Source organism: Cytobacillus sp. FSL K6-0129, assembly GCF_038007625.1.
GTDB classification, from domain to species: domain Bacteria; phylum Bacillota; class Bacilli; order Bacillales; family Cytobacillaceae; genus Cytobacillus; species Cytobacillus kochii.
Window position 1 is genome coordinate 4,290,745 of record NZ_JBBOXM010000001.1, and the last position, 14,544, is coordinate 4,305,288.

12 protein-coding genes are annotated in these 14,544 nt (G+C 36.0%); 10 read left to right on the forward strand and 2 right to left on the reverse strand.

Annotated elements, in window-relative coordinates; genetic code table 11:
* Positions 1 to 35: 35 nt before the first annotated feature.
* From MHI57_RS21870 to MHI57_RS21910, 9 genes are all read left to right on the forward strand, one after another.
* Entirely contained in the window at positions 36 to 1,214 is a 1,179-nt protein-coding gene (locus MHI57_RS21870) for a class I SAM-dependent rRNA methyltransferase (protein WP_340978185.1), read from the forward strand.
* A 175-nt stretch (positions 1,215 to 1,389) separates the two neighbouring features.
* Complete coding sequence (locus tag MHI57_RS21875) at positions 1,390 to 2,406, forward strand: TAXI family TRAP transporter solute-binding subunit (protein ID WP_095370134.1); 1,017 nt, start codon at positions 1,390 to 1,392, stop codon at positions 2,404 to 2,406.
* A gap of 12 nt (positions 2,407 to 2,418) precedes the next feature.
* Positions 2,419 to 4,392: a TRAP transporter permease gene (locus MHI57_RS21880; RefSeq protein ID WP_095370133.1), complete on the forward strand. Its 1,974-nt coding sequence runs from the start codon at positions 2,419 to 2,421 to the stop codon at positions 4,390 to 4,392.
* Between the two features lie 13 nt (positions 4,393 to 4,405).
* Positions 4,406 to 5,101 carry a FadR/GntR family transcriptional regulator gene (locus MHI57_RS21885; protein WP_095370132.1) on the forward strand — a complete coding sequence of 232 codons (696 nt, stop codon included), beginning with the start codon at positions 4,406 to 4,408 and terminating at the stop codon, positions 5,099 to 5,101.
* A 17-nt stretch (positions 5,102 to 5,118) separates the two neighbouring features.
* The gene (locus tag MHI57_RS21890; RefSeq protein ID WP_095370131.1) at positions 5,119 to 6,534 is read left to right on the forward strand and encodes an FAD-binding oxidoreductase; all 1,416 of its coding nucleotides are present in this window, start codon (positions 5,119 to 5,121) and stop codon (positions 6,532 to 6,534) included.
* Positions 6,527 to 7,789 (forward strand): (Fe-S)-binding protein, encoded by a 1,263-nt coding sequence (locus MHI57_RS21895; RefSeq protein WP_322910027.1) that lies wholly within the window; start codon positions 6,527 to 6,529, stop codon positions 7,787 to 7,789. Before MHI57_RS21890 ends, MHI57_RS21895 begins: the two co-directional genes overlap by 8 nt.
* Positions 7,790 to 7,804: 15 nt before the next feature.
* Entirely contained in the window at positions 7,805 to 8,986 is a 1,182-nt protein-coding gene (lhgO, locus tag MHI57_RS21900) for an L-2-hydroxyglutarate oxidase (protein WP_095370130.1), read from the forward strand.
* Between the two features lie 252 nt (positions 8,987 to 9,238).
* Complete coding sequence (locus MHI57_RS21905; RefSeq protein WP_340978186.1) at positions 9,239 to 9,961, forward strand: DUF3888 domain-containing protein; 723 nt, start codon at positions 9,239 to 9,241, stop codon at positions 9,959 to 9,961.
* Positions 9,962 to 10,032: 71 nt separating this feature from the next.
* Positions 10,033 to 10,602, forward strand: a complete 570-nt coding sequence (locus tag MHI57_RS21910; protein WP_095370128.1) for a TetR/AcrR family transcriptional regulator — start codon at positions 10,033 to 10,035, stop codon at positions 10,600 to 10,602.
* A gap of 83 nt (positions 10,603 to 10,685) precedes the next feature.
* On the opposite strand, the gene MHI57_RS21915 is transcribed toward MHI57_RS21910, so the two are convergent.
* Entirely contained in the window at positions 10,686 to 11,939 is a 1,254-nt protein-coding gene (locus MHI57_RS21915; RefSeq protein ID WP_307317566.1) for a sensor histidine kinase, read from the reverse strand.
* Between the two features lie 226 nt (positions 11,940 to 12,165).
* Between MHI57_RS21915 and MHI57_RS21920 the strand changes: the two genes are divergently transcribed.
* A complete protein-coding gene (locus MHI57_RS21920; RefSeq protein ID WP_095370127.1) occupies positions 12,166 to 12,771 on the forward strand; it encodes an exonuclease domain-containing protein in 606 nt (201 codons plus the stop codon).
* A gap of 182 nt (positions 12,772 to 12,953) precedes the next feature.
* Here the strand turns inward: MHI57_RS21920 and MHI57_RS21925 are convergent, their stop codons facing one another.
* Entirely contained in the window at positions 12,954 to 14,408 is a 1,455-nt protein-coding gene (locus MHI57_RS21925) for a carbon starvation CstA family protein (protein WP_095370126.1), read from the reverse strand.
* Positions 14,409 to 14,544: the final 136 nt, after the last annotated feature.

The window sequence follows — 14,544 nt, forward strand, 5'->3', positions numbered from 1 at the left end:
ATAAATAAATCATTGATTGGTAAGGTGGAGCGTATATGAAGTTAACAGTAAAACCGTCATACATAAAGAAGTATAAGGAAGGTTTTCCATTAATAAATGAACAATCTGTTGAACGAATTCCTCAAATGGCAGAAGGAACGATTGTTGAGCTAGTGAATGAAAAGGGGCAGTTTCTCTGTAAAGGTTACTATGGAATTCAAAATAAAGGTAGAGGTTGGGTATTAACGAAAAACCAGCATGAACGAATAGACCAAGCCTTTTTTATGGAAAAGCTGAAGGCAGCAGTAAATCATAGACAAAAACTTTTTAACGACCCAGAAACGAATGCTTTTAGAATATTTAATGGAGAAGGCGATGGTGTTGGAGGCGTTACAATAGATTACTATGATACGTATTATTGCATTAGTTGGTATAGTGAAGGTATCTATCAATTCAAACAGGAGATTATTAGGGCATTAGAGCAATGTATGCCAGTGAAGGCCATTTATGAAAAGAAAAGATTTAATCATAAAGGGCAGTATGTAGAAGATGATGATTTTGTTTGTGGAGAAAAGCCGACATTTCCTATTATCGTTAAGGAAAACGGGATAAACTATCCAATCTATCTTAATGATGGTGCTATGGTTGGGGTTTTCCTAGATCAAAGAGAAGTAAGGAAAAAAATAAGAGATCAATATGCTGATGGTAAAACAATCTTGAATACATTCTCATATACGGGAGCTTTTTCGGCAGCAGCTGCATTGGGCGGTGCAGTGAAAACAACGAGTGTCGATTTGGCTAATCGGAGTAAAGCGAAGACAATCGAAATGTTTAGTGTAAATGGGATTGATTATGAAGAACAGGATATCATTGTTGAAGATGTATTCAAATACTTTAAATATGCGGTGAGAAAAAATTTATCATTCGATCTTGTCATTTTAGATCCACCTAGTTTTGCACGATCAAAAAAACATACTTTTAGTGTTGCAAAAGATTATGCTGCTTTATTAGAAGAAGCTATCGCGATTACTAATCAAGGAGGAATCATTGTTGCTTCATCTAATGCAAGTAATGTGCCGATGAAAAAGTTTAAAACATTTGTCTCAAAAGCATTTGCAACAAGCAATGAAAAGTATAAGATTCTTGAAGAATATTCATTACCTATTGATTTTAAAACGATTTCTTCTTTTCCCGAAGGAGACTATCTTAAAGTTTTATTTATAAAGAAAGATTAATAAAAAGCTACAGGGTACAGCACTACAGTACCCTGTAGCTTTTTTTACAAATAATTGTTAATTGTTTTTGTAGAATAAATTTTTAGAATAATTGTTGTTTTTTTAATTTTTTCTTGTATACTTGTAATACAAGATTGAAATTAAAACGTTTTCATTTGGTGAAAGGGGGAGAATTATGAAAGGTAAAAAAATAAAAATTACAATCTCAATCGCTGCTATTATTTTTCTTACCATTTTTGGTATTAAGACGGCTGCTGATAATGAAGATAAAACCTTTTTATCCGTAGCGACAGCTTCAACAGGTGGTACTTATTATCCGATTGGAGTAGGTATGGCCAATATATGGAGTTATGAATTAAAGAATAAGAAAATTCAAGCAAGTGGACAATCTTCTGCTGGTTCGATTGAAAATATCGAGCTTTTAAGAGAGGGAGAAGCTCATTTAGCTATTCTTCAAGGGTTAATATCTTCTCAAGCTTATGCTGGAGATGATGGTTTTGCAGGTAAACCTTATAAAGACTTACGTACTGTGGCTATGTTATGGCCCAATGTAGAACATTTTGTGTTAATGGATAATGCTATTGAAACCGGTAACATTTCAGACATTGATGGCACTCGTTTTTCCGTTGGACCCCAAGCAAGCGGAACAGAACAATCAACTGTAGTAATGATGCAAGGGTTAGAATTAACTAAAGCTAATATATCACCAGAGTATCTCGGTTATAACGATACTGTTTCTGCAATGAGAGATGGTAGATTAGACGGTGGATCATTACCAGCCGGCATCCCAATCTCAGCAATTACAGATATGTTTGCTAGTAATGTCAAAGCTAGTATTCTTGAAGTAACAGATGAGCAGTTAGAAAAAATTAACGCTGTTTCAAACTCTTGGTACCCTTATACGATTCCTGGAGGAACTTATCCTCGTGTAGAGGAGGATATCCAAACCATTGCACAGCCTAACCTTTTATCTACAACAAAAGATATTGACGAAGAGACAATTTATACGTTAACAAAAACGCTTTATGAGAATCTAGACAAAATGTATGAAGTGCATAATTCTGCAAAAGAAATTACTTTAGAGACAGCACTTGATGGAGTGACTGTACCTTTACATGCAGGTGCTTACAAATACTTTAAAGAAGTTGGTTTAGAGATTCCTGAGGAATTAATTCCGCCAGAGGCAAAATAAGGAGGTTAGAAAATGTCGAATGTAAAAGGGGATGCCGTAACAGCAAATCAACAAGGCTTAGATAAAGAGGCTGGCGGAGGTATGCGTGTATTGCATGGTTCGTATGCCAAGGTTGTAGCGATATTAGCTATTTTATTATCTATATTTTCCATTTATTCAAATGGACTTTCTAATATTCAGGAGATTTATAGAAACTTAATATTTCTAGGTTTTATTCTCGTTTTAACATTTTTATTATATCCCGCAAGATCTTCATCAAAAAGTGGGCGTTTTACATTAGCTGATTATTTGTTTGTTGCATTAGCAATCTTGGGTGTAGGTTATTTAATTATTAATTATACAACCATTCATGTTGATCGTGGCTCACAGCCAATTTTAATTGATTATATTTTCGGTGCTATTACTATTCTCGTATTGTTTGAAGCAGCAAGAAGAGCTGTAGGTCTATTTATCCCAATCCTTTGTGGTATTTCTGTTATCTATGCCTTATTTGGCACAATTTTTCCGTGGATATTTGGCCATGCGGGGTTCTCTTTAGAACGTTTGCTTTACCGTTTATATATGACCACTGAAGGCATCTTGGGTCTTACATTATCAACTGCATCAACCTTTATCGTTATGTTTATTTTATTCGGTGCCTTTTTATCTGCAAGTGGTGCGACACAACTATTTAACGATTTAGCATTAGCTATTGCAGGTAGAAAAAGAGGTGGGCCTGCACAGGTAGCTGTTATATCTAGTGCTTTAACAGGGTCATTAAGTGGGAGTGCTGTAGCAAATGTTGCCACAACAGGAGCTTTTACGATCCCGTTAATGAAATCAATTGGTTTAAAACCAAAATTTGCTGGCGCAGTTGAAGCAGCAGCATCTACTGGTGGAATGATTATGCCACCAATCATGGGTGCAGCAGCTTTTATCATGGCTGGATTCTTAGGTGTTTCCTATACTACTGTTATTCTCGCAGCCATTATCCCAAGTTTTCTATATTATATCGCTCTCATCTTTGCGATTGATATAGAAGCGAAGAAACAAGGGTTAAAAGGGATTAGTAAGGAGAATATACCAAATGTTTTACAAGTGTTAAAGGAAAGAGGCGTACTGATTGTTCCTATTATAGTGGTTATAGGAACATTATTGATTGGTAAAACAGCATTATTTGCAGGTTTTGCAGGTATCGGTTCCGTTATTGTTGCCAGTTGGTTAACGAAAGATAAGTCTAATAGAATCACAATTAAGAAAATGATTGAAGCATTTATCGATGGAGGGAAAGGGACAATACAAGTAGGTATCGCTTGTGCCGCAATCGGTATTATTATTTGTGTTGTTACCATGACAGGTATAGGTTCAACACTAGCTTTTAATATTGTTGATTTAACCGGTGGACAGCTTTGGTTAATACTTATTGTCGTTATGCTAACTTGTATTGTGCTAAGTATGGGATTACCTTCTACCGCACTATACATTGTTGTTGCTGTAACTGCTGCACCTGCATTAGTAGAGGCTGGCGTACAACCAATTGCAGCTCACTTCTTTGTATTCTGGTTCGGTGCTCTTTCAAATATTACGCCACCAGTAGCGCTTGCATCTTATACGGCAGCAGGAATTGCTGGAGCAAATGCAATGAAAACGTCATGGGAAGCTTTAAGACTTTCATTAGCAGGATTTATTATTCCGTTTATGATTGCATACAATCCAATACTATTACTCCAATCACCTGATGGCGGTAGTGTGGAAATTCTTTCTGTTATACTAGTATTAATTACTAGTACTCTAGGAGTCTATGCGCTAGCTGTTTCTATGGGGAATTACTTGAATACTTACTTACATGTAATTGAAAGAATTTTATTATTTTTCGGTGCATTGATGCTCATTAAACCAGGTATTATCACTGATGTTTCTGGTCTGGCTGTATGTGCACTTGTATTCAGTATTCATTTAATTCGTACAAGAAAGGAGACAAGTAAGGGTGTAGAGGTGAATATGTAAAGGAGATTAATAAATGAAAATTGAACGGAAGAAGATATCGGCACAAGTATTAGAGCAATTAAATGAAAAAATTAAAAGCAAAGAGTTTCCGCCCAATCAACCATTACCTTCTGAGAATGAATTGGCGAAATTATTTGGCGTAAGCCGCGCTCCTGTTAGGGAGGCACTCAGTGTCTTATCAGCAAGTGGGATCATTGAATCAAGACAAGGTGGCCGAAGTTATGTTAAAGAATTACATCTTGTCGATATGATGGACCGCTTAACATTGCAATATATTTCCTTAGAAGAGGTTTTTGAATTATTGGAATTAAGGATGATAATGGAAACAGAGGCCGCTGCTCTAGCTGCTAATCGTCGTGATTCTTCCGACTTAGAGAAAATAAAGAAAGCGCTAAAAGGGCTAGAGGAGACACTTACTAACCCTGATGAAGTGGGTCTTCAAGCTGATTTAGATTTTCATAAATATATGATTGAAGCAACAAAGAATAGCTTTATGGTAGGGGTCATGGATAATATCGGTGACCTTTACCGTAAGGCTGTCGCTTTTTCATTAAAGAAGAACTTAGGATTACAAAGAAAAAGGGAAAGCGTTTATCTTGAGCATGAAGCTATATATAAAGCGATTGAAAGTCAAGATGAAGAAAATGCAAGAAAGGCAATGAAGAATCATCTACAAAATGTACGAAAGAAATTAAGGGAAGAAAAGTAAAGGAAGAAGGTGCCATCATGTTGACAGATGAGATGGTCGAACAATTTCAAAAAGCCATAAATTCACCAACGAGAATGTTAAAAGAAAAAGCGGATTTAGTCTCTTATTCATATGATGGGTCGTTCGGTACTTATTTACCTGAATTAGTCATACAGCCAATGTCAACACAGGAAGTTGTGTCTATCGTAAAGGTGGCCAATCAATATAGAGTGCCTTTATATCCAAGAGGTCGAGGAACAAGTCTAAGTGGTGGACCCTTGCCTGTTCATGGCGGAGTGGTCCTGGACTTTTCACAGTGGAATCAAAAATTAGAAATAGATAGTGATGATACAATTGCTGTTGTTTCGCCAGGAGTATTGACAGCTGAAATAGACAAAGCAGCGAAAAAATATGGGCTGATGTATCCCCCTGATCCGAGTAGTGCGCATGTGTCAACGATAGGTGGTAACTTAGCTGAAAATGCTGGTGGACCAAGAGGCTTAAAGTATGGGGTAACAAAGGATTATGTGTTGGGGTTAGAAGTCGTTACACCTGAGGGAGAGGTCATTAAAACAGGTGGTCGTACAATTAAAAATGTTACTGGCTATGACTTAACTAAGCTGATAGTCGGATCTGAAGGTACTTTAGGAATTATTACTGAAGCAACACTACAACTAGTTCCACGGCCACAAGCAACTGGAACGATGATGGTCATTTTCGATGATATTGTCGATGCAGGGAGAGCCATATCAAAAGTTCTCACATCTGGGATATTACCTTCTAAGATGGAGATTATGGATCAAGCATCTATTATAGCTGTTGAAGAATATGAATCAGTCGGACTTCCGACCGATGTTGATGCCATTATTCTTATAGAATTAGATGGTCATCCAGTGGCGATTGCTGATGAGTGTAAACAAGTAGAACAAGTTTGCCTAATGGTAGGAGCACGAGAAGTTCAGATAGCAGCGAATGATGTGGCTGCAGCGAAACTCTGGAAAGCGAGGAAACTTGTCTCCCCAGCGATTGTTAGAAAAAAACCAACGAAGATTTCTGAGGATGCGACAATCCCAAGAAGTAAAATCCCAGAAATGTTTAAACGGCTTAAACAAATTAAAGAAAAATACAATATAGATCTAGTAGTATTCGGGCATGCAGGTGATGGCAATCTCCATCCAAATATTATTACTGATAAACGGGATAAAGAGGAAATGAAAAGAGTCGAACTTGCTGTAGCTGAGATATTCGAAACAGCTATACAATTAGGTGGGACTTTATCAGGCGAACATGGCATCGGCACAATGAAGACACCGTTTATGAAAATGGAGCTAGGGGAGGCTGGATTAGATATGATGAAAAGAATGAAGAGCGCATGGGATCCTAAAAATATCATGAATCCTGGTAAGGTTTTTCCCGAAAATGAAAATCAAAGGCTCGTATTAGTCGATGAATAATCAATTAGCATACGAAGAAACATTTGATTGTGTCCAATGTGGGTATTGCTTACCTGCCTGCCCGACTTATACGACAATGGGAAAAGAAAGGCATTCGCCTAGAGGAAGAATTAATTTAGTACAGATGGCTTCTGAGGGTAAAATTTCGATTCAAGAAATAGAAGATTCGATGGAATTATGCCTTGGCTGCAGAGCATGTGAGACTGCTTGTCCGACCAATGTTCAATACGGAAAAATTTTATCTTCTTATAAAGAAGTGAAAATGGAGCAGGAAGGTAGCTCACTTATCAATCGCTTGGCGATGAAAAAAGGTCTTGCGAATAAGAGCATGTTGAATACAATGAATCTTTCCTTGAGGTTTTATCAACAATCCGGGATTGAAAAATTAGGCAAAGTAACAAAAGGGATTCGGGTACTACCTGAGAATTTACGTGCATTTGAAGCCATTATACCTAATATAACAAAGCCTGATAAGGAACTTAGAAAAGGCACACTTATCCCAGATACTGAAACAAAACTAAAAGTCGCCTTTTTTACTGGATGTATCATGGATGTGTTTTTTGCTAAGATCAATGATCTAAGTATAAAGTTGCTTCAGCATGCTGGATGTGAAGTAACCGTAATAAAAAACCAAACATGTTGTGGAGCTCTACAGCATCATGAGGGTGATAGCGAGACCACTAAACAATTAGCAAGAGAAAACATCGTTGCATTTGAAAAAGAGCACTATGATTATATTGTTAATAGTATTGGTGGATGTGGTGCGATGTTAGTTGAATATGATCAACTGCTTCAGTCTGAACCAGAATGGGTTGAACGAGCAAAACGATTTGCTGAAAAAAGTAAAGACATTAGTGTGATTTTAGCAGAGTTGGATATTGAATTTACGAAGAAGGTTGAAAAAAGAATTACATATCAACCCTCATGCCATTTATCAAATGTGCAAAAAGTAAAAAAATCGCCATTAGAGTTAATTTATCGTATACCAGGAACAACGTATATTCCCCTCCCGGAAATGGATATGTGTTGTGGCTCAGCAGGGACGTACAATGTTTTTCATTATCAAGAATCAATGGAAATATTAGATGAAAAAATGTCCTATGTAAAAGAAACGATTCCAGAAGTAATTGTCACTTCTAATCCTGGTTGTCATTTGCAGATGTGCATGGGTGTGAAGCGTGAAGGATTAGAAAGTAAGGTTGAAGTCGTTCATATTGTCGAGATACTAGCAGAAGCATGTGGTTTAAAGAAATGATAGAAGGTGAAAAGGATGTATGATTATATTATTATTGGTGGAGGAATTGTTGGTCTATCCGTTGGGTTAGAACTACTTGAACAAAAACCGGCACTAAAGATTGCTATCGTTGAAAAAGAAAGCCATGTAGCGGCACATCAGACAGGGCATAATAGTGGTGTTATTCATTCTGGCATATATTATAAGCCAGGTAGTGAGAAAGCGAGATTAGCTAAAATCGGCGGACAATCCATGAAGGATTTTTGTGAAAGTAATGATATCGAATATGATATTTGCGGTAAAGTAATTGTCGCTAGTGAAGAAGAAGAGTTGCCACTATTAGATAACCTTTATAAAAGAGGGATACAGAACGGACTTGATATTCAATTAATGGAAAAAGAAGAATTATTGGAAAGAGAACCACATGTAAATGGGAAAAGAGCCATTCATGTACCAATGGCAGGAATTGTTAACTATAGACAAGTGTCTGAAAAAATGGCGGATATCATTCGCCATAAAGGTGGAGATATTCTCCTTAATCATGAAGTTGTGGCCATTCAAGAGGATAATAATGAAGTGGTTGTTATCACTGATCAAGGAGATATAAAAGGTCAATTTTATATCAACTGTGGTGGTCTACACTCCGATCGGATTGCGAAAAAGGCAAAATTATTAACTGATATGAAAATTGTCCCCTTCCGTGGTGAATACTATCAACTGGTTGAGGAAAAACGTCATCTAGTGAAGCATTTAATTTATCCTGTTCCCAATCCAAAGTTCCCATTCCTTGGCGTTCATTTTACGAGAATGATTGGCGGTGCGATTGATGTCGGTCCAAATGCAGTATTGGGCTTCAAACGCGAAGGTTACCGAAAGACAGATATTCACTTACCGGATTTATTTGAAGTGTTAGCATATAAGGGCTTTTGGAAGCTGGCAAGTGGTTATATGAAGGAAGGGATTGAGGAAATGATCCGTTCAGCCTCTAAACAGCTTTTCTTAAAGAATGTACAAAAACTTATGCCAGAAATACAAGCGGCAGACTTGAAAACTGGACCAGCAGGAGTAAGAGCACAAGCATTGAAGGATGACGGCTCATTAGTGGATGATTTTTACATACTGCCGAGCAAGCGTGCGATTCATGTATTAAATGCACCATCTCCTGCTGCAACGGCGTCTATTGAGATTGGCAAGGAGATTGTCAGAAAACTGATATAAAAACTAAATTTCTTGGGTGTTTGAGAGCTATAGACTTTTTTACTATAGCTTTTTTCTTTTTGTTTTAAGGTGAATATGACAAAAGAACTTAGGGGATTTACATTAATCGCCTTTTTTCTATTTTATTTTTAAAAATTTCCCGGAAAATAAGTGGTCGAAGGAGATTAATGTCAAACAGTAAATAGGAAGAAATTACAGCCGTTACTTATATAAATGCGGGAGAGGATAAAGGATAAAGGAGTGTGTTTGCACATGAAGAAAACAGTAATGATTTTATTACTTATTTTCATTCTTTTTCCTAATAGTATATTAGCTAATGAAGATTCTTCCATCGTATCTGAGGCCCTTTTAACCTCTCTCGCTCCTGTGCTTACCGAAGAAATTCATCAATTTTATGGGTATGAAAAACAATACAATCTGTATGACACGGAGATAAAGAAAATCAAACGTAATCGAAAAGGGTATCATATTATTGTCAAACTTGAAATAACTACCTATGAAAAAGAGTATTTACCTCCTTATGGACAAGATTCTCTTGTACTGGACATAACGCCTTTAGGAGCAAAGGTCATTACCTATAAACATAAAGGAGACGCGGAGGAGAAAAAAGTGAATCACTTCTACCGGAAAGTTGCAAAGGACATTGAACATAGCTTCAAAAAAAAATGGCGCAGTTATCGTCAAACACGATTTAACCAATTTCAATTTCTAGCTAGCAACAATGGTTGGAATGATCGTCTTGGACCAGTAACGCAATTAGTTAAGGATATTAATGAAGAAGCAACATCAAAGTATAAAAATACCATTCAACCACTCATCTACTTTAATCAAGAGGAAATCTTAATTCTCTATAAAAATAAAATAGGATTGAATGAGATGATTACTTTAAAACATGTAGGCGATGGGTGGGTAGTAGATGAAAGAGAACAGAAACAAGGAAAGAAAATGTCTGAGCAAATATTATCTTATATGTAGATTAATGATTGTTTCTTACCAACCCTGATGCTAAAATTTAATTACTATTTGATAGGGTTGGGGGTGTACATATGCCATCAAATCATTTCCATGATCAAAACATATCTGCGGATAAAATAGTGGCTGTTGCTAAAGAGCTCGTCACTGATAATGCATTTCAGAATATTACTTTAGAAGATATTGCTGTGAAAATGAGATGCCAAGTGAAGGATCTGACGGTTCATTTTAATCATATCGATGGTTTATTATATCGAATAATTGAGGAAGACTTCAATGATTTAACGCAGATGTTAGTCACTATTCAATATGGTGATGATAATAAAATAGATAAGCTTAAACAAATCTTAATTACTTTCATGGAATTTGGTATAAACCTTCATCACCGTTACGATGGGTTATTTGCTTTTTATACAAGCAACGATAAGCATTCGATTACAGAAATGGCCCAAAAAACTTATTACCGGTTTGAATATGCTGTTCTACAATTAAAAGATCAACAAACTGAAGAATCACTTATTTATTCTGCCTTCATTGCCCTACATGGTTTTATTCAACACCATAAAGGCTATGTTAAAGACTTTGAAGAAGTTCGAACTTATGCAGAGTCACATGCTTGGTTCGTTCTAAAGGGTTTATCATAAATAAAAGTCAGCAAATATTGAAGCGCTAAGAGCAGGGGATTTACTAGCTATGCTAGGATTCCCTGCTCTTTATAATATTGAAGTTAGGAAGAATGGGGATGGACGGAGGGAAAAGTAAAGATGAATACGGTTCCTTCATTAATTTTACTTTGTACTTTTATTGTTCCTTTCATTGCTCTGGCGATGCTAAAAACAACCATCATTCCTAATCCAGTCCCTTTTGCTCCTTTTGTGGAATAGTAAGGCTCTCCTAGGCGACGAATTTGATCTTCTGTCATACCGAGCCCTGTATCTTGAACTTCGATTCTAATGTGCGTAGAGGAATAATTAGAGCTTATGTATAGTTGGCCACCTCTTGGCATCGATTCTATGGCGTTTTTAATAACGTTTAAGAAGCATTGCTGAAACTTTTGTCGATCGCCTTCGATGTCACCTATGATAGAAAAATTAGTTGTTATTTCTACCGAATTTTGATTAGCTATCGGGCGTAGTATACTAATGACATGACCTAGTTCTTTCTTTACGTTCATTGTTTCAATTTTATCTAGTCCAGGTTTAGAAAAAGTTAGATAGTTTTGAATGACACGTTCTGCTGATGCCAGTTCATGTTGGACGATTTCTAAGTATTCATTTCTTTTTGAAGGGGAAAGTGTTTGTTCTTTTAATAATTGAACAAATCCTGCAGCAGCTGTGAGTGGATTCCTAATTTCATGTGAAATCGCTGCCCCCATTTGCTCAACGGCTTCTAATTTTTCTGCGATAATAAGCTTTTTCTGCATATCGATTGTTTTGAAGACAAATTCAATAATATATACTGCCATTCCTACACCAAGAGCTGGAATGGTAAGAAGAGCAAACCATAAATCAAGTGAGTGTAATTGTGGTACATATAATTCATATAAAATTAGTGAAACGATACTAGAGATAAACGTAATAAGAACAGCTAGAATAATTCTTTTATTGGCAGAAATCTGTTTAAATCTTGGGTATAAATATAAAAACAAACATCCCAGCAAAAGGTATTCAAACATAGTTACATAGAATCCTAAATTCATTCCGTAAAACCATCTTACAGCAATAACGACAATTATGAGTAAAGGGCCGACACCAACATACAATCCACCTAATATTACAGGTATAATCCTTAGGTCCATCATTAAACCAGGCACAGGTTCAAATGAAAAAATATAACAAATACCAATCATCAATGCCAGACTAATAGTTGCCGATGTTCTTGAAAAATGAAAACCGAGATTTTTTTCAGTCCATACAAGCAGAAAAAATAGGATGACAATTAACAGTGATAGATTAAGGAAAAAATGAGTGGTAATGACCATTTTTTCACATCCCTTTTAGTGTATAGGAAAATTTTATATGTTTTCCTTGCATCTGACAATAAAAATGCGGAAAATTAAGAAAAATATAATAGGTGATGCCTACTATTTTCTAAAAACCATAATGAATATGAATTAGATAAAGAATAAAAGATTTCCTTTCTTTTTCTCCTAGCAATTTTTATTTTTCTATTATATGCTAAACAAAAAAAGAAAATGGAGGGTTAGTGTGCAAATACATGAGGGGTTAGGGCTTGTTCTTGACGTAGAGACAACGGGCTTGTCGCCAATTAATGATGAAGTAATTGAAATCGCCTTGAAGTTATTTTCATTTGATCAACAGACAGGTGATATTCTTACCATAAAAGACGAACGAAGCTATTTAAGAGAGCCGGAAACCACCAGTGCATTAAGAAATTATAATCAAGCTTATAAAATTCACGGCATCCCTTTTGAAGAAGTGGTGGGGAAAAGCTTTGATGATCGTGAAATAAAGAAGATGTTCGCATATGCGGATATCGTACTTGCTCATAATGCATCATTTGATAGAAGCTTTCTCTATCAAATGTACCCTAATGATGTAAATGAACTGAAATGGTATTGTACGATGAGAGGGGTCCCGTGGAAAGAATATGGTTTCTATAACAGTAAATTATTGACGCTTTTAAAAGGTCACCAAATCACAAACTATCAAAATCATAGAGCAATGGATGATATTACATATTTACTAGAATTACTGAAAAACAAAAATCCAAATGGAGAATCATATTTAAAGGATGTTTTAAGGAAAGGTCCGATGCGTAAGTATCAGCCTAAAGTCAAGAAGTATATTTGATTTCCTCATAAATAATATCAAATCTATCGTATAAAAAGGTGTTTTCACTGTAAATGATCGTTGTGAAAGCACCTTTTTTACTATGAGCCTATGTCCATTTAAAGTGTAATAATATAGAACTGACATTACTAACGATAGAGTCTCTGATTGTTAATCAGAGACTCATATAAAGATATGAAACATTAAGCTACACTATTATTCCAATTAGATATATCTTCTTCCAATGGAATTTTATTAGCTCTAGCTTTCCGTGCAGCAATAAAGAATATTGTAATTAAAACGATAGCGCCTATAGCTCCACCTATCCAAGAAGTAGTCATAGAGAGACCAAAGCCGATTTGGGCATTTAAGATATACGTAATTACCATCACTAACATAAAACTACCTGGTATTAAAGCGATAAAGTAATTCTTTTTAGCAATATATAAGTACATAGCACCGACAAACAATGCAATTACAGCTGTTGATTGGTTTGCCCAGTTGAAGTATCTCCATAATACATTAAAATCGACTTGGGTAAGTACCATGGAAATTCCAAATAACGGTACAGCAATCCATAATCGACTAGAGAACTTAACTTGAGGAAACTTAATATAGTCGGCAATTATCATTCTAGCACTTCTAAATGCGGTATCGCCTGAAGTGATAGGAAGTACCACTACCCCTAACACAGCTAATGTACCACCGATTGCTCCAAGTAAAGTTGTAGATACTTCACTAACTACTGCACCAGGACCACCGGCAGCAAGCATTTCATTTAAGCCACCATAACCATTAAATAAGCTCATTGCAGCTGCGGCCCAAATCATGGCAATAATACCTTCTGCAATCATCATTCCATAGAAAATCTTTCTTCCTTGCGTCTCATTTTGAGTTGTTCTAGAGATGATGGGTGTTTGGGTAGCATGGAATCCAGATAGCGCCCCACATGAAATGGTAAAGAATAATAAAGGTAGCAAAGGAGCATTGTCAGGGTGAAAATTCTGAAAAGAAAGCTCAGGAATAGGTGCACCTGTGACTAAAAGACCGATACCAACCCCCAATGCACTAATTACTAATAACGCACCAAAATAAGGATAAAGACGACCAATGATTTTATCAACAGGCAAGAGTGTTGCTAAAATATAGTAAAGAAAAATAAATCCGATAATAAGACCTAGTGCGACTTTTCCGTCCATTAAAAGGTGTAATAAACTAGCAGGAGTAGAAACAAAGACTGTACCTACTAATAATAACAATAGTATTGCAAAAGCATTTACGACATGCTTCATAACTTTTCCTAAAAATTTACTAGCTAACTCAGGCAAGTGAGCTCCGCGATTTCTTATAGAAATCATACCTGTTAAGTAGTCATGTACAGCACCTGCAAAGATACAACCGATAACGATCCAAACAAACGCGACTGGTCCATATAAAGCACCTAAAATTGGCCCGAAAATTGGACCTGTACCAGCAATATTAAGTAATTGAATAAGTGAGTTTTTAGATGTACTCATAGGTAGATAGTCGACATTATCTTTGTGTGTGAATGCAGGTGTTGCTCTAGCTCCTTTCACCCCAAAAACTTTCTCAACATACTTACCATAGGTGAAATACCCAATAATTAATAAGATAATACAAGAAAAAAATGTAATCATAGCATTGCCCCCTTTGTTAATGTATACGTTTTCATTTATTATAAATGACTATGATTCAAGGTTGAGTATTTTGAGCATAACATGTATAAATCCGTGATTAAGAGGTCCTTAAATTAAATTAAGATGCATTTTTTAG

What these genes read in the sequence shown, in the direction of transcription:
- MHI57_RS21925 (WP_095370126.1), bottom strand. Translation starts at nt 14,408, where the DNA reads ATGATTACATTTTTTTCTTGTATTATCTTATTAATTATTGGGTATTTC.
- MHI57_RS21870 (WP_340978185.1), top strand. Translation starts at nt 36, where the DNA reads ATGAAGTTAACAGTAAAACCGTCATACATAAAGAAGTATAAGGAAGGT.
- MHI57_RS21915 (WP_307317566.1), bottom strand. Translation starts at nt 11,939, where the DNA reads ATGGTCATTACCACTCATTTTTTCCTTAATCTATCACTGTTAATTGTC.
- MHI57_RS21895 (WP_322910027.1), top strand. Translation starts at nt 6,527, where the DNA reads ATGAATAATCAATTAGCATACGAAGAAACATTTGATTGTGTCCAATGT.
- MHI57_RS21890 (WP_095370131.1), top strand. Translation starts at nt 5,119, where the DNA reads ATGTTGACAGATGAGATGGTCGAACAATTTCAAAAAGCCATAAATTCA.
- MHI57_RS21905 (WP_340978186.1), top strand. Translation starts at nt 9,239, where the DNA reads ATGAAGAAAACAGTAATGATTTTATTACTTATTTTCATTCTTTTTCCT.
- MHI57_RS21910 (WP_095370128.1), top strand. Translation starts at nt 10,033, where the DNA reads ATGCCATCAAATCATTTCCATGATCAAAACATATCTGCGGATAAAATA.
- MHI57_RS21880 (WP_095370133.1), top strand. Translation starts at nt 2,419, where the DNA reads ATGTCGAATGTAAAAGGGGATGCCGTAACAGCAAATCAACAAGGCTTA.
- lhgO (WP_095370130.1), top strand. Translation starts at nt 7,805, where the DNA reads ATGTATGATTATATTATTATTGGTGGAGGAATTGTTGGTCTATCCGTT.
- MHI57_RS21885 (WP_095370132.1), top strand. Translation starts at nt 4,406, where the DNA reads ATGAAAATTGAACGGAAGAAGATATCGGCACAAGTATTAGAGCAATTA.
- MHI57_RS21875 (WP_095370134.1), top strand. Translation starts at nt 1,390, where the DNA reads ATGAAAGGTAAAAAAATAAAAATTACAATCTCAATCGCTGCTATTATT.